This is a genomic window from Streptomyces sp. NPDC037242, assembly GCF_055604165.1.
On sequence record NZ_JBVJUY010000021.1, the window covers coordinates 15,426 to 39,720 of the forward strand.

General features: G+C 72.0%; 17 protein-coding genes. 13 read left to right on the forward strand and 4 right to left on the reverse strand.

Annotation, left to right across the window (positions count from 1 at the left end):
• Positions 1-44 precede the first annotated feature (44 nt).
• The gene (locus ACZ7GJ_RS23975; protein ID WP_365919724.1) at positions 45-290 is read right to left on the reverse strand and encodes an antitoxin; all 246 of its coding nucleotides are present in this window, start codon (positions 288-290) and stop codon (positions 45-47) included.
• A gap of 23 nt (positions 291-313) precedes the next feature.
• Entirely contained in the window at positions 314-529 is a 216-nt protein-coding gene (locus ACZ7GJ_RS23980; protein ID WP_470754540.1) for a gliding motility protein, read from the reverse strand.
• Between the two features lie 195 nt (positions 530-724).
• On the opposite strand from ACZ7GJ_RS23980, the gene miaA reads away from it, so the two are divergent.
• The 6 genes from miaA to hflX all read left to right on the forward strand — a co-directional run bounded on the left by miaA (position 725) and on the right by hflX (position 8,913).
• On the forward strand, positions 725-1,663 hold the full coding sequence (gene miaA, locus ACZ7GJ_RS23985; RefSeq protein WP_470754542.1) for a tRNA (adenosine(37)-N6)-dimethylallyltransferase MiaA: 939 nt from the start codon (positions 725-727) through the stop codon (positions 1,661-1,663).
• Between the two features lie 132 nt (positions 1,664-1,795).
• Positions 1,796-2,350 (forward strand): hypothetical protein, encoded by a 555-nt coding sequence (locus ACZ7GJ_RS23990; RefSeq protein ID WP_470754675.1) that lies wholly within the window; start codon positions 1,796-1,798, stop codon positions 2,348-2,350.
• Positions 2,351-2,435: 85 nt separating this feature from the next.
• Positions 2,436-3,311: a diaminopimelate epimerase gene (dapF, locus tag ACZ7GJ_RS23995; RefSeq protein WP_470754544.1), complete on the forward strand. Its 876-nt coding sequence runs from the start codon at positions 2,436-2,438 to the stop codon at positions 3,309-3,311.
• A 140-nt stretch (positions 3,312-3,451) separates the two neighbouring features.
• Positions 3,452-5,584, forward strand: coding sequence for a RelA/SpoT family protein (locus ACZ7GJ_RS24000; RefSeq protein WP_470754545.1), 2,133 nt, complete (start codon positions 3,452-3,454; stop codon positions 5,582-5,584).
• An 84-nt stretch (positions 5,585-5,668) separates the two neighbouring features.
• Positions 5,669-7,162 (forward strand): M1 family metallopeptidase, encoded by a 1,494-nt coding sequence (locus tag ACZ7GJ_RS24005; protein ID WP_470754547.1) that lies wholly within the window; start codon positions 5,669-5,671, stop codon positions 7,160-7,162.
• Positions 7,163-7,407: 245 nt separating this feature from the next.
• Positions 7,408-8,913: a GTPase HflX gene (gene hflX / locus ACZ7GJ_RS24010; protein WP_470754549.1), complete on the forward strand. Its 1,506-nt coding sequence runs from the start codon at positions 7,408-7,410 to the stop codon at positions 8,911-8,913.
• A gap of 78 nt (positions 8,914-8,991) precedes the next feature.
• Here the strand turns inward: hflX and ACZ7GJ_RS24015 are convergent, their stop codons facing one another.
• On the reverse strand, positions 8,992-10,158 hold the full coding sequence (locus ACZ7GJ_RS24015; RefSeq protein WP_470754551.1) for a trypsin-like serine peptidase: 1,167 nt from the start codon (positions 10,156-10,158) through the stop codon (positions 8,992-8,994).
• 293 nt (positions 10,159-10,451) lie between these two features.
• On the opposite strand from ACZ7GJ_RS24015, the gene ACZ7GJ_RS24020 reads away from it, so the two are divergent.
• The 5 genes from ACZ7GJ_RS24020 to ACZ7GJ_RS24040 all read left to right on the forward strand — a co-directional run bounded on the left by ACZ7GJ_RS24020 (position 10,452) and on the right by ACZ7GJ_RS24040 (position 19,249).
• A complete protein-coding gene (locus tag ACZ7GJ_RS24020; protein WP_470754553.1) occupies positions 10,452-11,804 on the forward strand; it encodes a diaminobutyrate--2-oxoglutarate transaminase family protein in 1,353 nt (450 codons plus the stop codon).
• Between the two features lie 801 nt (positions 11,805-12,605).
• The gene (locus ACZ7GJ_RS24025; RefSeq protein WP_470754677.1) at positions 12,606-14,489 is read left to right on the forward strand and encodes an IucA/IucC family protein; all 1,884 of its coding nucleotides are present in this window, start codon (positions 12,606-12,608) and stop codon (positions 14,487-14,489) included.
• 31 nt (positions 14,490-14,520) lie between these two features.
• Positions 14,521-15,201 carry a GNAT family N-acetyltransferase gene (locus tag ACZ7GJ_RS24030; protein WP_470754554.1) on the forward strand — a complete coding sequence of 227 codons (681 nt, stop codon included), beginning with the start codon at positions 14,521-14,523 and terminating at the stop codon, positions 15,199-15,201.
• A gap of 108 nt (positions 15,202-15,309) precedes the next feature.
• Complete coding sequence (locus ACZ7GJ_RS24035) at positions 15,310-17,226, forward strand: IucA/IucC family protein (RefSeq protein ID WP_470754556.1); 1,917 nt, start codon at positions 15,310-15,312, stop codon at positions 17,224-17,226.
• A gap of 52 nt (positions 17,227-17,278) precedes the next feature.
• The gene (locus ACZ7GJ_RS24040) at positions 17,279-19,249 is read left to right on the forward strand and encodes an ATP-dependent DNA helicase (protein ID WP_470754557.1); all 1,971 of its coding nucleotides are present in this window, start codon (positions 17,279-17,281) and stop codon (positions 19,247-19,249) included.
• 87 nt (positions 19,250-19,336) lie between these two features.
• On the opposite strand, the gene lexA is transcribed toward ACZ7GJ_RS24040, so the two are convergent.
• A complete protein-coding gene (gene lexA, locus ACZ7GJ_RS24045; RefSeq protein WP_356874260.1) occupies positions 19,337-20,128 on the reverse strand; it encodes a transcriptional repressor LexA in 792 nt (263 codons plus the stop codon).
• 468 nt (positions 20,129-20,596) lie between these two features.
• Here lexA and nrdR point away from each other — a divergent pair, with 468 nt between their 5' ends.
• Together nrdR and ACZ7GJ_RS24055 are read left to right on the forward strand one after the other, a co-directional pair.
• A complete protein-coding gene (gene nrdR / locus ACZ7GJ_RS24050; protein ID WP_365919703.1) occupies positions 20,597-21,109 on the forward strand; it encodes a transcriptional regulator NrdR in 513 nt (170 codons plus the stop codon).
• 140 nt (positions 21,110-21,249) lie between these two features.
• Complete coding sequence (locus tag ACZ7GJ_RS24055; RefSeq protein WP_470754559.1) at positions 21,250-24,147, forward strand: vitamin B12-dependent ribonucleotide reductase; 2,898 nt, start codon at positions 21,250-21,252, stop codon at positions 24,145-24,147.
• The last annotated feature ends 148 nt before the right edge of the window (positions 24,148-24,295 follow it).

Sequence of the window (24,295 nt, forward strand, 5' to 3'; positions counted from 1 at the left end):
TTCTGTTCTCCGGTCTGTTCTCCGGTCTGTTCTCCGGGATCGCCTCAGGAGGCGGCCGGCGGAGTCGGCCCGCCGGGGGTGTCCTTGTGGGCGATCTTGCCCAGGGCGTCCTTCGCCTTGTCCGTACCGCTCGAAATCTGGCCGTGGTACTTGCCCTTGGTCTTGGAGTCCACGGCCTTCGCCATCTTGTCCAGACCCTGGCCGATCCTGCCCTCGTGCTGCTGCGCGAGGTCTCCGACCTTGTCCTTCGCCGGCGCGAGCTTGGCCTTCAGATTGTCCAGCAGGCCCATGGGTCACCTTCCATTGGCGGTGGCTACGTACGGGCGCTCTCACCGGCCTCGCTGTCCGCGGCGGCCTGCGCCGACTGCTGCTTCGGGATCTCCACGGCTTCCGCCGCGGGTGCCTCGGCCACAGCCGACCCGGCCTCGGCCTCCTCGGCCGCCTCGGACTCCGCCGTCAGGGGCTCGGTCGCTTCCTGCTCCTGCGCGACCTCATCCTTGTTGCGAAAAAACCGGTCAAAAATGCCCATGTCTACTCCCGTAACGTTACTCGTGTGAGTGAAGTTCCGCGTTGGCCGGACCGGCGTCCGCCACGTACGCGCCGGCCGTGCGCCGAGCGCACACCAGCCGGAACCTCGCAAGGGCAACGACCCCGTCCACAACCCGTCACGTAGCTCGATCGGGTACATGCCGGGGTCTTGACCGGGGGCTGCGAGACTGGGGCGGTGAGGAAAGCAGCCCCCGCCCCGCGGGTCATCGCCGTCGTCGGTCCCACCGCCGCCGGAAAGTCCGACCTGGGCGTAGCCCTGGCCCGCCATTTCGACGGCGAAGTCGTCAACGCCGACTCGATGCAGCTGTATCGCGGGATGGACATCGGCACCGCCAAACTGACGACGGAGGAACGCGGCGGCGTCCCGCACCACCTCCTCGACATCTGGGACGTCACCGACACCGCCAACGTCGCCGAGTACCAGCGCCTCGCCCGCATCGAGATCGACAAGCTGCTCGCGCAGGGCCGCACCCCCGTCCTCGTCGGCGGATCCGGCCTCTACGTGCGCGGCGCGCTCGACGCGATGGAGTTCCCCGGCACCGACCCCGAGGTACGGGCCCGGCTGGAGGACGAGCTGACCCTCCGCGGCCCCGGCGCCCTGCACGCCCGCCTCGCCGCCGCCGACCCGGCCGCGGCCCAGGCGATCCTGCCCAGCAACGGCCGCCGCATCGTGCGCGCCCTGGAGGTCATCGAGATCACCGGGCGCCCCTTCACCGCCAACCTCCCCGGACACGAGTCGGTCTACGACACCGTGCAGATCGGCGTCGACGTGGCCCGGCCGGAACTCGACGAGCGGATCGCGACGCGGGTGGACCGGATGTGGGAGGCCGGGCTGGTGGACGAGGTCCGCGCGCTGGAGGCCCGGGGACTGCGCGACGGAATCACCGCCTCCAGGGCGCTCGGCTACCAGCAGGTGCTGGCCGCGCTGGCCGGGGAGTGCACCGAGGACGAGGCCCGCGCCGAGACGGTCCGCGCAACGAAACGGTTCGCCCGCAGGCAGGACTCCTGGTTCCGCCGCGACCCGCGCGTGCACTGGCTGAGCGGCGCCCTCGCAGACCGGCCGGAACTCGCCGGACTCGCGCAGTCGTTGGTCGAACGAGCGGTCACAGCCTGATCACGTGATGGCATCGGGACGCCCCGGGCGCCCGTCCGGGGCCCGGCGGCGTGCCATCATCAAACTCCAGCCGGTGCGGTCACCGGCGGTGAACGGCGGCGTACGAAGTCCGAGTGGGGAGGGCGCGTGGCGATGGAGGCCGGCCCTCGAGACACCGGGCGGGACGAGACCCGGCGGGAAGCGGACCCGATGGTTCTGGGCGGGCCCGCGTCCGGCCCGGACGACGGTCCCGCGCTGCGCGACGCCCACGGCGCCGCCGACGGGCTGGGACTGCCCGCAGAGCCGACGCGGCTGAGCCCCGACGGCCCCGACGTACCGGACCCCGCAGAGGCGCAGGCCGCCTCGGGTCCCGAGTTCGAGGTGGAACTGCGCCCGCAGCGCCGGCTGCGGCTGTGGCAGATCGCCCCCATCGTGGTGCTCGCCGCCTCCGGCTCCCTCATGTTCGCCTTCCCGCTCGCCTTCGAGTTCGGTGACGGCGGCGCGGTGGTCGCCATGCTCGGCTTCCTCATCTGCTGCTGCGCCGGCGGCTGGGGCATGATGGCCGCGCGCCGCGTCGGCTACGCCCTGCCCGGACTCCCGGCCCGCGGGGCCGGGCTGCGCCCCGACTGGCGGGTGGCGGCGCTGTACGCGCTGGTCGCGCTGGCCGTCGTAGCGCTCGCCGTGTACCGGGTGGCCCGCCTCCGGTAGGCCGGCGGGGCGCGGGGTCGCCCCGGGGCGTCTCACTGGTCAGTCGGGCCGGTCGGGTCCGGCGCACCCTCGTTACGATGGCCTCGTGACGCAGACCAGCATCTTCTTCCTCAAGGGCCACGGCACCGAGAACGACTTCGTGATCGTCCCGGACCCGGACAACGCCATCGAGCTGCCCGCGTCCGCCGTCGCGAAGCTGTGCGACCGGCGGGCTGGGATCGGCGCGGACGGAGTGCTGCACGTGGTGAGGACCGCCGCGCACGCCGACGCGGCGCACATGGCCGACGAGGCCGAGTGGTTCATGGACTACCGCAACAGCGACGGCTCCGTCGCCGAGATGTGCGGCAACGGCGTCCGCGTCTTCGCCCGCTACCTCCAGTACGCCGGGCACGTCGAGCCCGGCGACCTGGCCGTCGCCACCCGCGGCGGCGTCAAGCGCGTCCACCTCGACAAGGCGGGCAACGTCACGGTGTCCATGGGGCGCGCCGCGTTCCCGGAGGGCGAGGTCACCGTCTCCGTCGGCGAGCGCTCCTGGCCCGCCCGCAACGTCAACATGGGGAACCCGCACGCGGTCGCCTTCGTTGACAGCCTGGACGATGCCGGCAACCTGTACACCCCGCCCCCGTACAGCCCGGCATCCGCCTACCCGACGGGTGTCAATGTCGAGTTCGTCGTCGACCGCGGCCCCCGGCACGTCGCCATGCGCGTCCACGAGCGCGGCTCGGGCGAGACCCGCTCCTGCGGCACCGGCGCCTGCGCCGTCGCCGTGGCCGCCATCCGGCGCGACGGCGCCGACCCGGCGCTCGGCGGCGAACCGGTCACCTACACCGTCGACGTCCCCGGCGGCACCCTCGCCATCACCGAACACCCCGACGGGCAGATCGACATGACCGGACCGGCAGTCATCGTCGCCACGGGCGAGTTCGATCCGGCCTGGCTCACCGAAACGGCTTTCGCCTGAAGCTTCCCTCTAATGGGTGATCCGTTTCACGCTGAGCGAGAGGTGGACTGCGCCACGTGGTGGGGTCGGTAGCATCAGGCACCGGCCCTGAGGGCTCACCCCATGCCCACCACCGCCGGTCGAAGCCGCCGGAGGTGCCCATGAGTGCAGAGGCCACGAACCCCGAAGCACGCCCCGAAGCGCGCCCTGAACTCCGCAGACGTGGCCGGACCAGGCTCGATCTGCGCCGGATCGGGCGCGCCGCACTGCTCGGACCCGCGTCCCGCGACCGGCTTCCGGACGCCATCGGCCATGTCGCCGAGGCACACCGCGCCCACCATCCGGACGCCGATCTGTCCGTCCTGCGGCGCGCGTACCTGCTCGCGGAGACCTCGCACCGCGGTCAGATGCGCAAAAGCGGTGAGCCGTACATCACACATCCGCTCGCCGTCACCCTCATCCTGGCCGAACTCGGGGCCGAGACCACCACCCTGACGGCCTCTCTCCTCCACGACACCGTCGAGGACACCGACGTGACCCTCGATCAGGTCCGCGAGGAGTTCGGCGAGGAGGTCTGCTTCATCGTGGACGGCGTCACCAAGGTCGAGAAGATCGACTACGGCGCCGCCGCCGAACCCGAGACCTTCCGCAAGATGCTCGTCGCCACCGGCAACGACGTCCGCGTGATGTCCATCAAGCTCGCCGACCGGCTGCACAACATGCGCACCCTGGGCGTGATGCGCCCCGAGAAGCAGGCCCGCATCGCCGTGGTCACCCGCGACGTCCTCATCCCGCTCGCCGAACGGCTCGGCGTCCAGGCCCTCAAGACCGAGCTGGAAGACCTCGTCTTCGCGATCCTGCACCCCGAGGAGTACGAGCACACCCGCGCCCTCATCGCCGCCCACGCGGGCGAGCGCGACCCGCTGCCCGCCATCGCCGACTCCGTACGCGCCGTCCTGCGGGACTCCGGCATCGTCGCCGAGGTACAGGTACGGCCCCGGCACTTCGTCTCCGTACACCGGATCGCCCTCAAGCGCGGCGAACTGCGCGGTTCCGACTTCGGGCGCATCCTCGTCCTCGTCGGCGAGAACGCCGACTGCTACGGGGTGCTGGGGGAGCTGCACACCTGCTTCACCCCGGTCGTCTCGGAGTTCAAGGACTTCATCGCCGCCCCGAAGTTCAACCTCTACCAGTCCCTGCACACCGCCGTCGCCACGCCCGAGGGGTACGTCGCCGAGGTGATCGTGCGCACCCGGCAGATGCACCGCGTCGCGGAGGCCGGGGTGGTGGCGCTGGGCAATCCGTACGCCACCGCTCCGGGTGCCGCGACCGCCGCGGGCACTGCTGTCGGCGCCGTGGCGCTGGGTGAGCCGGGTGTGCCCGCCGAATGCGACGAGGAGCGCGTGGACCCCACGCGGCCCGGCTGGCTTTCGAGGCTGCTCGACTGGCAGCAGTCGGCGCCCGACCCCGACACCTTCTGGAACGTGCTGCGTTCGGAACTGGCGCAGGACCGGGAGATCACCGTCTTCCGCGCCGACGGCGGGACGCTGGGCCTGCCGGCCGGTGCCAGCTGTATCGACGCCGCCTACGCGCAGCACGGCGAGGCGGCCCACGGCTGTATCGGCGCCCGGGTCAACGGGCGCCTCACCTCCCTGTCCTCCCCGCTCTCCGACGGGGACACCGTCCAGCTCCTCCTCGCGCACGACGCCTCCTCCGGTCCCGCTGCCGACTGGCTGGAGCACGCCCGGACCCCCGCCGCCCGTATCGCCATCGGCTCCTGGCTGGAGTCCCATCCCGACGGCGCCGGGCCCGCCGCGGCGGTGCCCCGGGCGCCGCTGTCCGTGATCGGGGCCCGCGGCGGCGGGGGCAACGCCGTCGCCGACCTCCCGGACGCCACCGTGCGGCTGGCCGGGTGCTGCACCCCGGTGCCGCCGGACGCGGTCGCGGGGTTCGTCGTACGGGGCGGCGCCGTCACCGTGCACCGGATCCACTGCGCGACGGTGGCCCAGATGCGCGCGGTGGGCCGTACCTCCGTCGCCGTGCACTGGCGGGCGACCGCGGACTGCCGGGTCACGCTGCTCGCCGAATCGTTCGGCCGCCCCCATCTCCTGGCCGACCTGACCGAGGCCATCGCCCGCGAGGGGGTCGAGGTCGTCTCCGCGACCGTGGAACCGCCCGTCGAGCAGCGCGTCCGGCACACCTACACCCTGCAACTGCCCGACGCCACCGGGCTGCCGGCGCTGATGCGCGCCATGCGCGACGTACCCGGCGTGTACGACGTCAGCCGGGCGTAGCCGACCGCGCGCGGTGTCCCCGTTCGGGTGGACCCGTCGCGCGCCGTTCGCCGCGGCACGGCGGGCGCTGGTAAGCGGTGGGGGATGCAGCTCACCTCCCCGCGCCTGCGCGCCGCCCTGCTGGCCGCGGCCTCCCTCTCCCTCGTCGCCGCCGCGCTGCCCCCGCCGACGGCGCTGGGCATCGGCGACCGGCTGTTCCCCGAGCTGGGGAACCCCGGGTACGACGTGCTCTCGTACGACCTGTCCTTCACCTACAAGGACAACCGCACCCCGCTCGACGCCGTCACGGTCATCGACGCCCGCACCCGGCAGCCGCTGGACCGCGTCAACCTGGACTTCGCCCGCGGAACGGTGGCGTCGGTCGAGGTGAACGGGGAGCCCGCCCGCTTCGAGAGCGCCGGGGAGGACCTCGTCCTGACGCCCGCCCGGCCGCTGACCGGCGACTCGCCTCTGCACATCACCGTCCGGCACACCAGCGACCCGCGCGCCGCGGGCGACGGCGGCTGGGTGCCCACCGACGACGGCCTCGCCATGGCCAACCAGGCCGACGCCGCGCACCGGGTCTTCCCGTGCAACGACCACCCCGCCGACAAGGCGCTCTTCACCTTCCGGATCACCGCTCCCGCGGGGCTGACGGCCGTCGCCAACGGCGTGCCGGGCGCGCTTCCCGCACCCCGGGCGGGAGCCGCCACGACATGGACGTACCGGACGCTGCACCCGATGGCCACCGAGCTCGCACAGGTCTCGATCGGCGCCTCGACCGTGGTGCACGGCACCGGACCGCACGGGCTGCCGCTGCGCGACGTGGTCCCGACCGCGGACCGGGAGAAGCTGGACCCCTGGCTGAAGAAGACCGCCGGGCACATCGAGTGGATGGAGCAGCGCGTCGGCCGCTACCCCTTCGAGAACTACGGGGTGCTGATCGCGCGCGCCAAGACGGGTTTCGAGCTGGAGACGCAGACGCTGTCGCTGTTCGAGAGCGGCCTGTTCTCCGGCCAGGGCTACCCGGAGTGGTACGTCGAGTCCGTGATGGTGCACGAGCTCGCCCACCAGTGGTTCGGCGACAGCGTCTCCCCGCGCACCTGGTCGGACCTCTGGCTCAACGAGGGGCACGCCACCTGGTACGAGGCCCTGTACGCCGACGGCCTCGGAAAGTACTCCCTGGAGCGGCGCATGCGCGAGGCGTACCAGCGCTCCGACCAGTGGCGGGCGGCCGGCGGGCCCCCGGCGGCGCCGAAGGCGGCGGCGCCCGGGCAGAAGATCGGGCTGTTCCGGCCGGTGGTCTACGACGGGGCCGCGCTGATCCTGTACGCCCTGCGCCAGGAGATCGGTGCTGCGGCCTTCGACCGGGTGGAGCGGCGCTGGGTGAGCGAGCACCAGGACGCGGTGGCGGGCACGGAGGACTTCGTACGCCTGGCTTCGCAGGAGGCGGGCAGGGACCTGACGGCCTTCCTTCAGCCGTGGCTGTACGGGAAGACGACCCCGGCGATGCCGGGCCACCCGGAGTGGGGCGGCGCGGCGGCGGGCGCGTCGGCCGGCGCGGCGAAGAAGGGCTCGGGGGCCGAGAAAAGGGTGTGACGGGCCGGGAACGGGCATGCAACCATCGACGAGGCCGCGCTGCCGGCGGCGGGACACGGACCGGGTTCCGGGTTCGGGTCCGGACTTCCGGGCTCCGGGTTGCTGTTTCCGGGAATCGTCCGGCGGTGTCACACGTTGGACGTGACAGTGTTATGTCACGCGTGGCAGTAGCTTTGGCCTTGGCTCCGCCCCGGCCGATGCCGACGCGGACACAACGGAACGAATCGAATCGACGTAAGGATCCAATGACCTCCTCTTCTTCCCCTTCCCAGGACGCGCGGGACGCACAGGACGTGCCGGACTCGCAGAGCTTCACCGAGAGCCTTCGGGCCGACGCCCTGATGGAAGAGGACGTCGCCTGGAGCCACGCGATCGACGGAGACCGGGACGGCGAGCAGTTCGAACGCTCCGAGCGCGCGGCCCTGCGCCGCGTGGCCGGACTCTCCACCGAGCTCGAAGACGTCACCGAGGTCGAGTACCGCCAGCTCCGCCTGGAGCGCGTGGTGCTCGTCGGCGTCTGGACCTCCGGCACGGTGAACGACGCCGAGAACTCCCTCGCGGAGCTCGCCGCCCTCGCCGAGACCGCCGGCGCCCTCGTGCTCGACGGTGTCATCCAGCGCCGCGACAAGCCCGACCCGGCCACCTTCATCGGTTCCGGCAAGGCGCGCGAGCTGCGCGACATCGTCATGGAGAGCGGCGCCGACACCGTCGTCTGCGACGGCGAGCTCAGCCCCGGCCAGCTCATCGCCCTCGAAGACGTCGTCAAGGTGAAGGTGGTCGACCGGACCGCCCTCATCCTCGACATCTTCGCCCAGCACGCCAAGTCCCGAGAGGGCAAGGCACAGGTCGCGCTCGCGCAGATGCAGTACATGCTGCCGCGGCTGCGCGGCTGGGGTGCCTCGCTGTCCCGGCAGATGGGTGGCGGCGGCGGTGGCGGCATGGCCACCCGCGGCCCCGGTGAGACCAAGATCGAGACCGACCGGCGACGGATCCGCGAGAAGATGGCGAAGATGCGCCGGGAGATCGCGGAGATGAAGACCGGCCGCGACATCAAGCGGCAGGAACGGCGCCGCAACAAGGTGCCCTCGGTCGCCATCGCCGGCTACACCAACGCGGGCAAGTCCTCGCTGCTCAACCGCCTCACGGGCGCGGGCGTCCTGGTGGAGAACGCCCTGTTCGCCACCCTCGACCCGACCGTGCGCCGGGCCGAGACGCCCTCCGGCCGGATCTACACCCTGGCCGACACGGTCGGCTTCGTCCGGCACCTGCCCCACCACCTCGTCGAGGCGTTCCGCTCCACGATGGAGGAGGTCGGCGACTCCGACCTCATCCTGCACATCGTGGACGGCTCGCACCCGGCGCCGGAGGAGCAGCTGGCCGCCGTTCGCGAGGTCATCCGCGAGGTCGGCGCGGTCAACGTGCCCGAGATCGTGGTGATCAACAAGGCGGACGCGGCCGACCCGCTGGTACTGCAGCGCCTGCTGCGCATCGAACGGCACTCCATCGCCGTCTCGGCGCGCACGGGCATGGGCATCGAGGAACTCCTCGCGCTCATCGACACCGAACTGCCCCGGCCCGAGGTCGAGGTGGAGGCCCTGGTGCCGTACACGCGCGGCTCCCTGATCGCACGGGCACACGCCGAGGGCGAGGTCATCTCCGAGGAGCACACCCCGGAGGGCACCCTGCTCAAGGCGCGGGTCCACCAGGAACTCGCGGCGGACCTGGCTCCGTACGTACCCGCCAAGCAGTAACGCGCGACATGTGAGTGAGGGCCCCCTGCGGTGCAGGGGGCCCTCACTCATGCGGTCACGGTTCCTGGAACCCGACTGCTACTTGAACTTGCCGCTCACCGCGTCGAAGATCCCCTTGGCCTCGGGCCCCAGCCGGGGCCCGGCCAGCCAGCCCGCCTTGGCCGGGCCGATCGAGGTGTTCGAGACCAGCGCGGGCTTGCCGTCCGCACCCGCCGCGACCCAGCCGCCGCCGGACGAACCACCCGTCATCGTGCAGCCGATGCGGTACAGCACCGGGTCCGCCTGGTTCAGCGCCAGCCGCCCCGGCTTGCCCGTGCACTGGTACGCCTTCTGGCCGTCGAACGGCGCCGCCGCCGGGTATCCGGTGGCCGTCATGCTCGACACCTTCGCCACCGCCGGGGCGTTGAACTCCACCGGCAGTGCCGTACCGACCGTCTCCTCCAGCGACTTGCCGCCGCCCCCCTCGGGCGTCACGTGCAGCACCGCGAAGTCGTACGGCGCGCCCGCGCCGCCGGTCGGACCGCCGGTCGAGATCCACTGGTCCGAAGTCTGCGCCCAGTCGCTCCACCACACGCCGTACGGGGCCACCTCCGCGCGGGGCGCGCCCTTGAGCTGCGCCGCCGGCTTGCCCGCGTTGTTGTACGACGGGACGAAGGCGATGTTGCGGTACCAGCCGCCGGCCTTGCCCGCGTGCACGCAGTGGCCCGCCGTCCAGACCATGTTGGACTTGCCGGGGTGGGCCGGGTCCTTGACGACGGTCGCCGAGCAGACCATCGAACCCTCGGGGCCGTCGAAGAAGACCTTGCCGGACGCCGGAACGCTCTGGTGGTACGGCGCGTTCGCGGGCTTGGCCGCCACCGGCGCCGGGGTCGGGTCCGTGACCCCCTGGTCCTTGCCGGCGTCCGGGTCGACGGCCGGAGGCTGCGGAGTCTCGGCGTCACGCATCCGGTCCGGGTCCCAGAGGCCCTCGATGATCGGGTTGATGTAGTCGCCCGCCTCGCGGAGCCAGTCCTCCTTCTTCCAGTCCTTCCACGCACCCCCCTTCCACTTCTCCAGGTCGATGCCGTGCTGCTTGAGCTTGTCCCTGAGCTGGTCCGGGATCTTGATCCCGTCCACCCCGCCGGGAAGGCTCGCCGCCACGGTCGGCTTGGCGTCGGCCTCACCGTCGCCGGGTCCGCAGGCCGCGGCGGTCAGCGAGAGGGCGGCCGCGCACAGGGTCGCGATGACCGGTCGGATCGGTCGCATGTCGTGAATCCCCCTGATGGTTCTGGAAATGACGCGTGTGAAGTGGTGGTACGTGGCGCCGTTGCAGCCCCCCACTATGCCGCTGTGGTGGTGGACGGCGCAGCCCGGGGCGCCGGTTCCAGGGGCGGGAGCCCCAAGCCGACGCCGGGCCGAAGTCCCGCCGGGGCAAGGATCTTGGGCCCACCCGTGATCCGCCGCCGCCACCGTCGTTGGTACGTACGGGGGACGGGGGAGCAGCGTTCATGTTCGAAGCGCACTCCGAAGGAGCAATCCGTGCGGGAGGACCGACACTCGTGGCTTTGACCGAGCAGGCCGCGGCCGCGGCGCACGTCCCGCCGCAAGCGGGCCGCGGATCCGCAGCGGGAGGCGAAGCGATCCTGCGCAGGCAGGCCCAACGGGAGTCCGCCGCCCGGACGTACGCTCGCTCCCTGCCCATCGTGCCGGTACGCGCCCGGGGGTTGACCATCGAGGGCGCGGACGGGCGGCGCTACCTCGACTGCCTCTCCGGCGCCGGCACCCTCGCCCTGGGGCACAACCACCCGGTGGTGCTGGAAGCGATCAGGGGAGTGCTCGACTCCGGAGCTCCGCTGCACGTCCTGGACCTCGCGACCCCCGTCAAGGACGCCTTCACCACCGAGCTGTTCGCCAACCTGCCCCCGGGGCTGGCGGCGGACGCCCGGATCCAGTTCTGCGGTCCGGCCGGGACGGACGCCGTCGAGGCCGCGCTCAAGCTGGTACGCACCGCCACCGGCCGCTCGGGGCTGCTCACCTTCACCGGGGCGTACCACGGTATGACCGCGGGGGCGCTGGAGGCCTCGGGCGGAGCCTCGGACGTACGGGTGACCCGGCTGCCCTACCCGCAGGACTACCGCTGCCCGTTCGGGGTCGGCGGCGCGGAGGGCGCCCGGCTCGCCGCGCGGTGGACGGAGAGCCTGCTCGACGACCCCAAGGGCGGGGTGGCGGCGCCGGCCGCGATGATCGTCGAGTCCGTGCAGGGCGAGGGCGGTGTGAACCCGGCGCCGGACACCTGGCTGCGCCGGATGCGGGAGATCACCGCGGCCCGGGGCATCCCGCTGATCGCCGACGAGGTCCAGACGGGAGTGGGCCGCACCGGCGCCTTCTGGGGCGTCGACCACGCCGGGGTGGTGCCCGACGTGATGGTCCTGTCCAAGGCCATCGGCGGCAGCCTGCCGCTCGCGGTGATCGTGTACCGCGCCGGGCTGGACCTGTGGGCCCCCGGAGCCCACGCCGGCACCTTCCGCGGCAACCAGCTGGCCATGGCGGCGGGCACCGCCACGCTGGCCTACGTCCGGGAGAACCGGCTCGCGCAGCGCGCGGCCGAACTGGGCGCCCGCATGCTCGCCTCCCTGCGCGGCCTGGGCCCCGACCACCCCTGCATCGGCGACGTCCGCGGCCGCGGCCTGATGATCGGCGTCGAACTGGTCGACCCCGAGACGGGCTGCGCCGACCCTGCCCTCGCGGCGGCCGTCCGCCAGGAGTGCCTGGACCGCGGCCTGATCGTCGAGCTCGGCGGCCGCCACGCCAGCGTCATCCGCCTGCTTCCCCCGCTGACCCTGACCGACGAACAGGCCGCGGCCGTCCTGGACCGCCTGGCCGACGCCATCCCCGCCGCCACCCGCCGCTAAGGACCCCCAATGCCCGACCCCCACCCCCTCACCCCGGCCCCGGCCCCGGGCCCCACCCCGCCGCCCCTCGCCTCCCCGCCGCCGTCGTCCCCCGCCCCGGCCACCTCCCCGCCGGCTTCCCCTGCGCCGCCCTCCGTCGCCTCCCCGCTGCTGTCTTCCCTCGCGCCGACCTCGCCACCCCCCGCCCCGGCTCCAGCCGCTTCCCCGCCGCCCCTCGCAACGGGCCCAGCCGCCTCCCCACCGCCGCTTTCCCCCGCGCCGGGCTCCGTCCTCTCCCCGCTGCTGTCTTCCCCCGGGCCGACCTCGCCGCCGTCTTCCCCCGCGACGGCCCCCCTCGCTTCCCCGCCTCCCCTCGCCCCGGGCTCTGCCGCCTCCGCGCCGGGCTCCGTCGCTTCCCCGCTGCCCGTTGCCGCCTCTGCGGGCGCCGCTTGGCCGTCGGTCGCTGCCCCGGGGGCCGGTGTGGCGCCGGACGCCGCCTCCGCGGGGGCCCTGCGGCCTGGCGTCGCCGCGGACCCCGGTCCCGTACCGGGCTCGGGCTCTCAGCCGCCCGCCGCCGTTGCCCCGGAGGCCGCCCTGCCGTCGCTGGCCGCGTCCGCTCCTTCCTCCGAGCCGGGGCACGCCTCGTCGCCCGCGCTCGACTTCGTCGCGCCGGTCAGCCCTGCCGCGCCGCTGGTCGGTGCGGCGTACCCGACGGATCCGACGGGTTCCGGCCCCGTCCGCCCGGACCCGCAGGCGGGCAGCCCGGTGCGGCCCGACTCGGGCGGCGACCCGGCTGGTGCCCCGGCGTGGCCGGCCGCCGGGGTGCCGCCGACCCCGACCGGTCCGCCCGGCCACGCCACCCCGGCGGGCAGCGCGCCGCAGCCCGAGGCGGCCACCGTGCCGCGGCAGAAGGACGGCACCGCCAGACCCCGGACCGTCGCGGCGGAGGGCGCCGGACTGCCCGACCCGCTGGACCACCCCGACCCCGCAGCCGCCGCCGAGGCCGCGGCCGTGGAGAACCTGCTGCGGTGCTGGGTCCGCGAGACCGGACTCGGACAGCCCGCCGGGCCCGTGCTCCGCATCCCGCTTCCCGCGTCCGGCGCAGCCCTGCTCGTCGCCGTCCGCTACTGGTCTCCCGCGGGCTGGCACCGCTTCGCCCAGGTACGCCTCGAAGGCACCCCCTGGGACGCTCCGGCCGTCGACGCCGTCACCCTCGCCGCGCTGATCTCCCGCGAGGGCACCGGCGCAGGCACCGCGGCCGCCACCGCCACCGGCGCCTGCGACCTCGTCGGCCGGGTCGCCGACTCGGCCCACCGCACCGCCGAGTTCATCGCCGACCGACGCCGGCGCCCGACCGCCCCCCTCCCCATCGCCCTGGACCGCTTCCTCAGCGCCGAACAGTCCCTCCTCCTCGGCCACCCGCTGCACCCGACCCCGAAGAGCCGCGAGGAACTCTCCGCGGCCGAGGTGCGCCGCTACTCACCCGAACTCCACGGCTCCTTCCCCCTGCACTGGATGGCCGTCGCGCCCTCCGTCCTCGCCACCGACTCGGCCTGGACCGAGCGCGGCCGCCCGATTCCCGCCGCCCAACTGCTCGGGCGGCTCGCCCCCGGCCTCCCGCTGCCCACCGGCACCACCCCCCTTCCCCTGCACCCCTGGCAGGCCCGCGACCTTCTTGAGCGCCCCGCCGTCGCCGCCCTCCGCGACGCGGGACTCCTGCACGATCTGGGCCCGTACGGCGAGCCCTGGTACCCGACCTCCTCCATCCGCACCGCCCACCGACCCGGCGCCCCCGCGATGCTCAAGCTGTCCTTGGGCCTGCGCATCACCAACTCCCGCCGCGAGAACCTCCGCAAGGAGCTCCACCGAGGCGTCGAGGTGCACCGGCTGCTCCGCACCGGCCTCGCCGAGCAGTGGCAGGCGTCCTACCCCGGCTTCGACATCGTCCGCGACCCCGCCTGGCTCGCCGTCGACGCCCCGGACGGCCGCCCCGTCCCCGGACTCGACGTCCTGCTGCGCCACAACCCCTTCCGCTCGGGCGACGACGCCCTGTGCATCGCCGCACTCACCGCACCCCGCCCATGGCCCGGCCGGACCACCATGCGCTCCCGGCTGGCCGAGACCGTTACGCGGCTGGCCGCCGCCACCGGACGTACGACCGCAGCGGTCTCCGCCGAGTGGTTCCTGCGCTACCTCGACCACGTCGTCCTGCCGGTCCTCGCCTTCGACGCGCTCGCCGGCATCGCCCTCGAAGCGCACCAGCAGAACACGCTGGTCCTCCTCGACCCGGCCGGCTGGCCGGTCGGCGGCCGCTACCGCGACAACCAGGGCTACTACTTCCGCGACTCCCACCGCACGGAACTGGAGCGCCGGCTCCCGGGCATCGGCAGCGTCAGCGACACCTTCGTCCCCGACGCCGTCACCAACGAACGCTTCGCCTACTACCTCGGCATCAACAACGTGCTCGGCCTCATCGGCGCCTTCGGATCCCAGCGGCTCGCCGACGAACGCGTCCTGCTCGCCGCCTTCCGCCGCTTCCTCGGCAAGGCCGCGGGCCTCGGCCCGCTCCCCGCGCAGTTGCTCGACTCACCCACCCTGCGCTGCAAGGCGAATCTGCTCACCCGCCTGGGAGGCCTCGACGAACTCGTCGGTCCCGTCGACACCCAGTCCGTCTACGTCACCATCACCAATCCCCTTCACGATTGACGCGTCCGCACGGACGCGGAGATGAGCCCCGATGCCCTCCACCGACTCCCACACCGATGCCGCCGGCCGGGCAGCCGGCGTCGCGGACGCCAACGGCGAACTGCGGCTCAACGCAGAGTTGCTGCCGCTGCTCGCGGAGGCGGACCTCCTCGACTCCCCGGCGGGCTGGGGCGCCGTCACCACGCAAGCCGGCGCCTTCCGCCTGGAGCCCGCACGGCTCGACCGGGACCTGGAGCTCCTCACCGGCTGGATGAACGACCCGGAGGTGGCCGCCTATTGGGAACTCGCCGGCCCCGCCGCCGCGACCGCCGCCCACCTGCGGGCGCAACTGGACGAGGACGGCCGCAGCATCCCCTGCCTCGGCATCCTTGACGGCGCTCCGATGAGCTACTGGGAGATCTACCGGGCCGACCTCGACCCGATCGCCCGCCACTACCCGGCGCGCCCCCACGACACGGGTATCCACCTGCTCATCGGAGACGGCACGAACCGCGGCAGGGGTCTGGGCACCGCACTGCTGCGCGCCGTCACCCATCTGGTGTTCGACAACCGTCCTCGCTGCACACGCGTCATCGCCGAACCGGACATTCGCAACACCCCCTCCGTATCAGCCTTCCTGAACTCCGGCTTCCGCTGCTCCGCGGAAATCGACCTGCCCGAGAAGCGAGCCGCTCTGATGATCCGCGAGCGGGCGCTGCGCAATCTCCTCTGAGTGCCGCCCCGCATCCCGCATCCTCCAGTTCACTTCCTCACCGCTTCACGCCTCTCACCTCGAAAACTCTGCGTCGCGCAGCAAAGTTCCCGATCTCCGAGGAGTGCCGTGCCGAATTTCCCCGCCGTCCCCGACGCCACGGGCCCCGGCTCCGCCGAACCCCCCGTGCCGCCGCCGTCCCAGCACCCCTCGCACCCCTCGGATCCCTCGCACTTCTCGGATCCCTCGCACCCCTGCACACCACCGGAGATCAACCGCGCGACCTGGGAATCCGCCTCCGCCCGACTGCTCGGCAAACTGCTCGGCGAGTTCGCGTACGAGGAGATCATCAGCCCCGTCCCGGCCCCGGCCGCCGCCGGTGACGCCTGGACCCTGACCCTCGACGACGGCAGCAGCCTCGGCTTCCGGGCCCGCCGCCGCTCGTACGGCAGCTGGCACGTCACACCCGACACCATCACCCTCACACCGCCGCACCCCTCCCCGGACCCCCCGATCGCCTTCGGGGACCCGTACGCCTTCCTCGTCCGGACCCGCCGCCTCCTCGGCATCGACGGTGCGACCCTCGGCCACCTGGTCCGCGAGCTCAGCGCGACCCTCGCCGCGGACGCCCGCATCGAGCACACCGCCCTCACGGCGGACGTCCTCGCCGACCTCGACTACGCCGCCCTCGAAGGCCACCAGACGGGCCACCCCTGGCTCGTCCTCAACAAGGGCCGCATCGGACTGTCCGCCTCCGACACCGCCGCCTGGGCGCCGGAGGCCCGCACCCGGCAGCGCCTGCCCTGGCTCGCCGCCCACACCACCCTCGCGACCTACCGCGGCACGGCCGGCCTAGAGGACCCCGCACGCCTCTACTCGGCCGAACTCGACCCCGCCACCCGCGCCGCCTTCGACCAGGCCCTGCGCGAGCGCGGCCTCGACCCGTGCGGCTACCTCTACTTCCCCCTCCACCCCTGGCAGTGGGACGAGGTCGTACTCCCCCTCTTCGCCCCGGCCCTCGCCTCCGGCGCACTGGTCCCGCTCCCCGCGGACCCCGACGTACGCCTCCCGCAGCAGTCGATCCGCACCTTCCTGAACCTCACCCACCCCGAGCGGCACAGCGTCAAGCTGCCGCTCTCCGTCTTCAACACCATGGTCTGGCGCGGGCTGCCCTCCGACCTGGCGCTCGCCGCGCCGGCCGTCACCGCATGGATCCACTCCATCCGGGACTCAGACCCCTTCCTCCGCGACGAATGCGGGGTGATCCTGCTCGGCGAGGTCGCCTCCGTCACCGTCCGCCACCCCGTCTACGGCCAGCTCCCCGAGGTCCCGTACCAGTACAAGGAGCTCCTCGGAGCGATCTGGCGCGAGCCCCTGACCGGCCACCTCGCCCCCGGCGAACGCGCCCGCACGCTCGCCTCCCTCCTCCACACCGACCCCCGCGGGCGGTCCTTCACCGCCGAACTCGTCGCCCGCTCCGGCCTCACCCCCACCGTCTGGCTCCAGCGGCTCTTCACGGCCCTGCTGCCGCCGCTGCTCCACTTCCTCTACCGCTACGGCACCGTCTTCTCCCCGCACGGCGAGAACGCGATCGTGATCTTCGACGAACACGACGTCCCGGTCAGGCTCGCGGTCAAGGACTTCGTGGACGACGTCAACATCAGCGACGAGCCGCTGCCCGAGCTGGCCGGGATGCCCGCGGAGGTCCGGGCCGTGCTCCTGTCCGAGCCCGCCGACTTCCTGCCCCAGTTCATCCACTCAGGTCTCTTCGTCGGCGTCTTCCGCTACCTGTCCGCCCTCTGTGAGGACCGCCTCGGTGTCGCGGAGGACGAGTTCTGGTCCCTCGTACGGGCGGAGATCGTCCGCCACCAGGCCCGGTTCCCCGAGCTCAAGGACCGCTACGAGCTCTTCGACCTGCTCGGCGAGCGCATCGGCCGGCTCTGTCTGAACCGGAACCGGCTCTACGAGGACGGCTACCGGGACCGCCCCGACCGCCCGCACGCCGTGCAGTACGGCACCGTGCCCAACCCCCTGTACCGGCCGTGAGGCCTCATCGGTGCGGTCGCTGTCGGTGGCGCCCCGTAGGGTTGGCAGTGCTATGACGAAGCCCTCCCTCCCCGACCTGCTGCACGCCGCCGTCTCCGCCGTCGGCGGCACGGAGCGCCCCGGCCAGGTGGCCATGGCCGAAGCCGTCGCCGAAGCGATCGACGACAACTCCCACCGGCTGATCCAGGCCGGCACCGGCACCGGCAAGTCCCTCGGCTACCTGGTGCCGGCCCTCGCGCACGGCGAGCGCGTGGTCGTGGCCACCGCGACCCTGGCCCTCCAGCGGCAGCTCGTCGAGCGTGACCTGCCGCGGACGGTGGAGGCGCTGCACCCGCAGCTCCGCCGCCGCCCGCAGTTCGCCATGCTCAAGGGCCGCTCCAACTACCTGTGCCTGCACCGCCTGCACGAGGGTGCCCCGCAGGACGAGGAGGAGGGCCTCTTCGACCAGTTCGAGGCGGCCGCGCCCACCAGCAAGCTCGGCCAGGACCTGCTGCGCCTGCGGGACTGGGCGGACGAGACGGAGACCGGCGATCGGGACGACCTGACCCCCGGCGTCTCCGACAAGGCGTGGGGCCAGATCTCGGTCTCCTCGCGGGAGTGCCTCGGCGCGACGAAGTGCGCGTACGGAGCCGAGTGCTTCGCGGAGGCCGCCCGCGAGCGGGCCAAGCTCGCGGACGTGGTCGTCACCAACCACGCGCTCCTGGCCATCGACGCCATCGAGGGCGCCCCGGTGCTGCCGCAGCATGAGGTGCTGATCGTCGACGAGGCCCACGAACTGGTCTCCCGGGTCACCGGCGTGGCCACCGGCGAGCTCACCCCGGGGCAGGTCAACCGCGCCGTGAAGCGGGCGGCCAAGCTGGTCGACGAGAAGACGGCGGACTCCCTGCAGACCGCCTCCGAGTCCTTCGAGCGCGTGATGGAGCTGGCCCTCCCCGGTCGGCTGGAGGAACTCCCCGAGGACCTCGGCTACGCGCTGATGTCCCTGCGGGACGCCGCGCGCAATGTGATCTCCGCGATCGGCGCGACGCGCGACAAGTCCGTCCACGACGAGGACGCCGTCCGCAAGCAGGCCCTGGCCGCGGTGGAGAGCGTGCACGGGGTGGCCGAGCGGATCGTGAACGGCTCCGAGTACGACGTCGTCTGGTACGAGCGCCACGACCGCTTCGGCGCCACCCTCCGGGTCGCCCCGCTGTCGGTATCGGGGCTGCTGCGCGAGAAGCTGTTCGAGGACCGCTCGGTGGTCCTGACCTCGGCGACCCTCAAGCTCGGCGGCGACTTCAACGGGGTCGCGGCCTCGCTCGGCCTGTCCCCGGAAGGGGTCGAGGGCGACGACGTACCGGTCTGGCGGGGTCTGGACGTCGGTTCCCCGTTCGACTACCCCAAGCAGGGCATCCTCTACGTCGCGAAGCACCTGGCCACCCCCGGCCGCGAGGGCACCCGCGGCGACATGATGGACGAGCTCGCCGAACTGATCGAGGCGGCCGGCGGCCGTACCCTCGGGCTCTTCTCCTCCATGCGGGGGGCGAAGGCGGCCGCCGAGGAGCTGCGCGGAAGGCTCGACAACCCCATCCTGCTGCAGGGCGAGGAGACGCTGGGCGAGCTGATCAAGGCATTCGCCGCCGACCCGAAGACCTGCCTGTTCGGCACCCTGTCCCTGTGGCAGGGTGTGGACGTCCCCGGCCCCAGCTGCCAGCTCGTGGTCATGGACCGGATCCCGTTCCCGCGCCCCGACGATCCGCTGATGAGCGCCCGGCAGAAATCGGTCGAGGAGCACGGGGGCAATGGCTTCATGGCCGTGGCCGCCACGCATGCGGCTCTGCTGATGGCTCAGGGCGCCGGCCGTCTCGTACGGGCCACGGGCGACCGGGGCGTGGTCGCGGTCCTCGACCCCCGCCTGGCCACGGCCCGGTACGGGAGCTTCCTGCGGGCCACGCTGCCGGACTTCTGGTACACCACGGACCGCAACCAGGCCCGCCGCTCGCTGGCCGCGATCGACAGCAAGGCGAAGGCCGACGGGCAGTAGGTCTCGGGGGCCGCGAGCGGCATCCATCGAAACAGAACAGCCCTGGGACCGGCGCAGTGGGTCCCAGGGCTGGCTAGGGGCGGCCGGTCAGACCCGGCGCAGTACCGCGACGACCTTGCCGAGGATGGTGGCCTCGTCGCCGGGGATCGGCTGGTAGGCGGCGTTGTGCGGGAGCAGCCAGACATGGCCGTCCTCGCGCTTGAAGCGCTTGACCGTGGCCTCGCCGTCGAGCATGGCGGCGACGATGTCGCCGTTCTCGGCGACGGGCTGGCGGCGGACCGTGACCCAGTCGCCGTCACAGATCGCGGCTTCGATCATCGAGTCGCCGACGACCTTGAGGACGAAGAGCTCGCCGTCGCCGACGAGCTGGCGGGGGAGGGGGAACACGTCCTCCACCGACTCCTCGGCGAGGATCGGACCTCCGGCCGCGATCCGGCCGACCAGGGGAACATACGAGGCGGCGGGCTTGCCGGTGGTGTCCGTGGGCTGCGAGCTGGGCTGGTCGGAGCCGCGCACCTCGTACGCCCGGGGGCGGTGCGGGTCGCGCCGCAGGAAGCCCTTGCGCTCCAGGGCCATGAGCTGGTGGGCGACCGACGAGGTGCTGGACAGGCCGACCGCCTGGCCGATCTCCCGCATCGACGGCGGGTAGCCGCGTCGCTGCACCGAGTCGCGGATGACCTCGATGACCCTGCGCTGCCGGTCCGTGAGTCCGGAGCTGTCGGCACGGATGCCTGGAGGTCGTCCTGGCAGCGAGCGTGCGGGCCGCGCGGGCTCCGCCTCCGGGTTCAGGCTTGCGTCATTCATGGCATGCACCGGCTCGAGTCGGCTCTGGGAGCGGTTCTGGGCAGTGATGGTGGCACTGTCTGCGGTGGTGGTCACGTCGGCCCCTCTCGAAATGTTCTCCCTAGCTGGACAACGGTAGTTGCTTTCGAAAGGTTGCGCCAAACACACGTTCGAGTGAAAAATCGCAGATCGTCCGTCGTGGGTACATCGCGAGGTGTATAGACGAACAGTCGACCGAACGCGGGTTCGGCCCGGCATCCACTGCTTACGGTACCCTTCCGGGTCGGGTCGCCACCCTCCGGGCCGGGGCTCAGTGTGGCACCGCGAGGCCGCGTATCCGGTCATCGGACACCGCGACACGCGGAGCGACGTAAATCCACCGCAACCCAAGATCTAGTGGTTGGATGAGCGCTGCCACCCAGAAGTTGTGGTCCACGGTCTGCCGTGGCCCTCGACATCGCATATGCTTGTGGCTGCTTCACGAGCCCCCGGCAGAGCCTGTCTCAGCCGTTCAGGGGCCTCGTGGGGTGATTCAGTCGTGCCAAGAGGGAGGGTGAGGGAACCATGCACTGCCCCTTCTGCAGGCACCCCGACAGCCGCGTAGTCGACAGTCGGACGACGGACGACGGCACGTCGATCCGCCGGCGCCGCCAGTGCCCCGACTGCTCCCGTCGCTTCACGACGGTGGAGACGGCCTCGCTGATGGTGATCAAGCGCAGCGGGGTGACCGAACCCTTCAGCCGTACCAAGGTCATCTCCGGCGTTCGCAAGGCGTGCCAGGGGCGGCCGGTCACCGAGGACGCCCTCGCCAAGCTCGGCCAGCGGGTCGAGGAGGCGGTGCGCGCCACCGGGAGCGCCGAGCTGACCACGCACGACGTGGGTCTGGCCATACTCGGCCCGTTGCAGGAGCTCGACCTGGTCGCGTACCTCCGGTTCGCGTCCGTTTACAAGGCGTTCGACACACTCGAAGACTTCGAGACCGCCATCGCGGAACTCCGCGTGCCACGGTCTCACCCCGAAGAGTGCGAGCCCGCTGGGACCGGTTCGGTCCCCGTGCCCGCCTCCGCCGCCGACTGACCGGACGGCCCGTACCGCGCTGCTTTTCGCAGCGCGGAGCGGCCGGTGGGTCTGGCGAAGAGACGTAGATACAAGACACAGCACCGTGCCGCGGAATAGCGCTGGCACTTTAGGGCGTTTTGCCCGCATTGGGAGGCGGCATGACAGAGACGGCGAGCAGCTCGGCACGTGGTTCCCGCGCCAAGGGGACCAAGGCTGCCAAGAGCGGCCTGCGTATCGAGCGCATCCACACCACCCCCGGCGTGCACCCGTACGACGAGGTGAGCTGGGAGCGCCGTGACGTCGTCATGACCAACTGGCGCGACGGCTCGGTCAACTTCGAGCAGCGAGGCGTCGAGTTCCCCGACTTCTGGTCGGTGAACGCGGTCAACATCGTCACCAGCAAGTACTTCCGCGGCGCGGTCGGCACCCCGCAGCGCGAGACCGGTCTGAAGCAGCTCATCGACCGCATCGTGAAGACGTACACGAAGGCCGGCGAGGACTTCGACTACTTCGCGTCGCCCGCCGACGTGGAGATCTTCGAGCACGAGCTGACGTACGCCCTCCTGCACCAGATCTTCAGCTTCAACTCCCCGGTGTGGTTCAACGTCGGCACGCCCCAGCCGCAGCAGGTCTCCGCCTGCTTCATCCTGGCCGTCGACGACTCCATGGAGTCGATCCTCGACTGGTACAAGGAAGAGGGAATGATCTTCAAGGGCGGCTCCGGCGCCGGCCTGAACCTCTCCCGCATCCGCTCCTCCAAGGAGCTCCTGTCCTCCGGCGGCAACGCCTCCGGCCCGGTCTCCTTCATGCGCGGCGCCGACGCGTCCGCAGGAACGATCAAGTCGGGCGGCGCCACCCGCCGCGCGGCCAAGATGGTCGTCCTGGACGTGGACCACCCGGACGTCGAGGCCTTCATCGAGACCAAGGTGAAGGAAGAGGAGAAGATCCGCGCGCTGCGCGACGCGGGCTTCGACATGGACCTGGGCGGCGACGACATCACGTCCGTCCAGTACCAGAACGCCAACAACTCCGTCCGCGTGAACGACGAGTTCATGACGGCCGTCGAGAACGGCACCGAGTTCGGCCTGCGCGCCCGCATGACCGGTGAGGTCATCGAGAAGGTCGACGCCAAGGCGCTCTTCCGCAAGCTCGCCGAGGCCGCGTGGGCCTGTGCCGACCCGGGCATCCAGTACGACGGTGTGATCAACAACTGGCACACCTGCCCCGAGTCCGGCCGCATCACCGCGTCCAACCCCTGCAGCGAGTACATGCACCTGGACAACACGTCCTGCAACCTCGCCTCGCTGAACCTGATGAAGTTCCTGAACGACGACGGCAAGGGCAACCAGTCCTTCGACGCCGAGCGCTTCGCCAAGGTCGTCGAGCTCGTCATCACCGCGATGGACATCTCCATCTGCTTCGCGGACTTCCCGACGCAGAAGATCGGCGAGAACACCCGCGCCTTCCGCCAGCTTGGCATCGGCTACGCCAACCTCGGCGCCCTGCTGATGGCGACGGGCCACGCGTACGACTCGGACGGCGGCCGCACCCTCGCCGCGTCGATCACCTCGCTGATGACCGGTACGGCGTACAAGCGTTCTGCCGAGCTGGCCGCGATCGTCGGTCCGTACGACGGCTACGCCCGCAACGCCGAGTCGCACAAGCGCGTCATGAAGCAGCACGCCGACGCCAACGCCGTCGCGCCGCGCACCGAGGACCTGGACAACACCATCTGGGCCGCGGCCACCGAGGCCTGGCAGGACGTCCTGCGACTCGGCGAGAAGAACGGCTTCCGCAACTCCCAGGCCTCCGTCCTCGCGCCGACCGGCACCATCGGTCTCGCGATGTCCTGCGACACCACCGGTGTCGAGCCGGACCTGGCCCTGGTCAAGTTCAAGAAGCTCGTCGGCGGCGGCTCGATGCAGATCGTCAACGGCACCGTCCCGCAGGCCCTGCGCCGCCTGGGTTACCAGGAGGAGCAGATCGAGGCGATCGTCTCCCACATCGCCGAGCACGGCGTGGTCGTCGACGCCCCGGGTCTGAAGACCGAGCACTACTCGGTGTTCGACTGCGCCATGGGCGAGCGTTCCATCTCCGCGATGGGCCACGTCCGCATGATGGCCGCGATCCAGCCCTGGATCTCCGGCGCGATCTCGAAGACGGTCAACATGCCGGAGACGGCGACCGTCGAGGAGATCGAGGAGATCTACTTCGAGGCGTGGAAGCTGGGCGTCAAGGCGCTCGCGATCTACCGCGACAACTGCAAGGTCGGCCAGCCCCTCTCCGCCAAGAAGAAGGAAGAGGAGAAGGCCGAGGTCACCGAGAAGGCCGAGGAGACCATCCGCGCGGCGGTCGAGAAGGTCATCGAGTACCGTCCGGTCCGCAAGCGCCTCCCGAAGGGCCGCCCGGGGATCACCACCTCCTTCACGGTCGGTGGCGCCGAGGGCTACATGACGGCGAACTCCTACCCGGACGACGGTCTGGGCGAGGTCTTCCTGAAGATGTCCAAGCAGGGTTCGACCCTCGCGGGCATGATGGACGCCTTCTCGATCGCCGTCTCGGTCGGTCTGCAGTACGGCGTCCCGCTGGAGACGTACGTCGCGAAGTTCACGAACATGCGCTTCGAGCCGGCCGGTATGACCGACGACCCGGACGTGCGGATGGCGCAGTCGATCGTCGACTACATCTTCCGGCGCGTGGCGCTCGACTTCCTGCCCTTCGAGACCCGCTCGGCCCTCGGCATCCACTCCGCCGAGGAGCGTCAGCGCCACCTGGAGACCGGCTCGTACGAGCCGCTCGAGGAGGAGCTCGACACGGAGTCGCTGGCGCAGTCCGCCCCGCTGGCGGCCGTTCCCGCGGTGCCGGCGGCCCCGAAGCCGATCGCGGCCGTACAGGTCCCGGCCCCCAAGACGGCGCACTCCAACGCCGAACTGGTCGAGATGCAGCTCGGCGTCTCCGCCGACGCCCCGCTCTGCTTCTCCTGCGGTACGAAGATGCAGCGCGCCGGCTCCTGCTACATCTGCGAGGGCTGCGGCTCCACCAGCGGCTGCAGCTGATACCGGGGGCAGATCGCGTCGGATGCAACGTCCGACGTAGCTGAACCCGAAGCGTGATCTCTGTGAGGGAGGGGGGGGGGGGGGGGGGAAGGGGGCGCCCCCCCCCCCCCGTCGAGGGGGGGGGGAAACAGTTGCTGGTCGGTGGTCG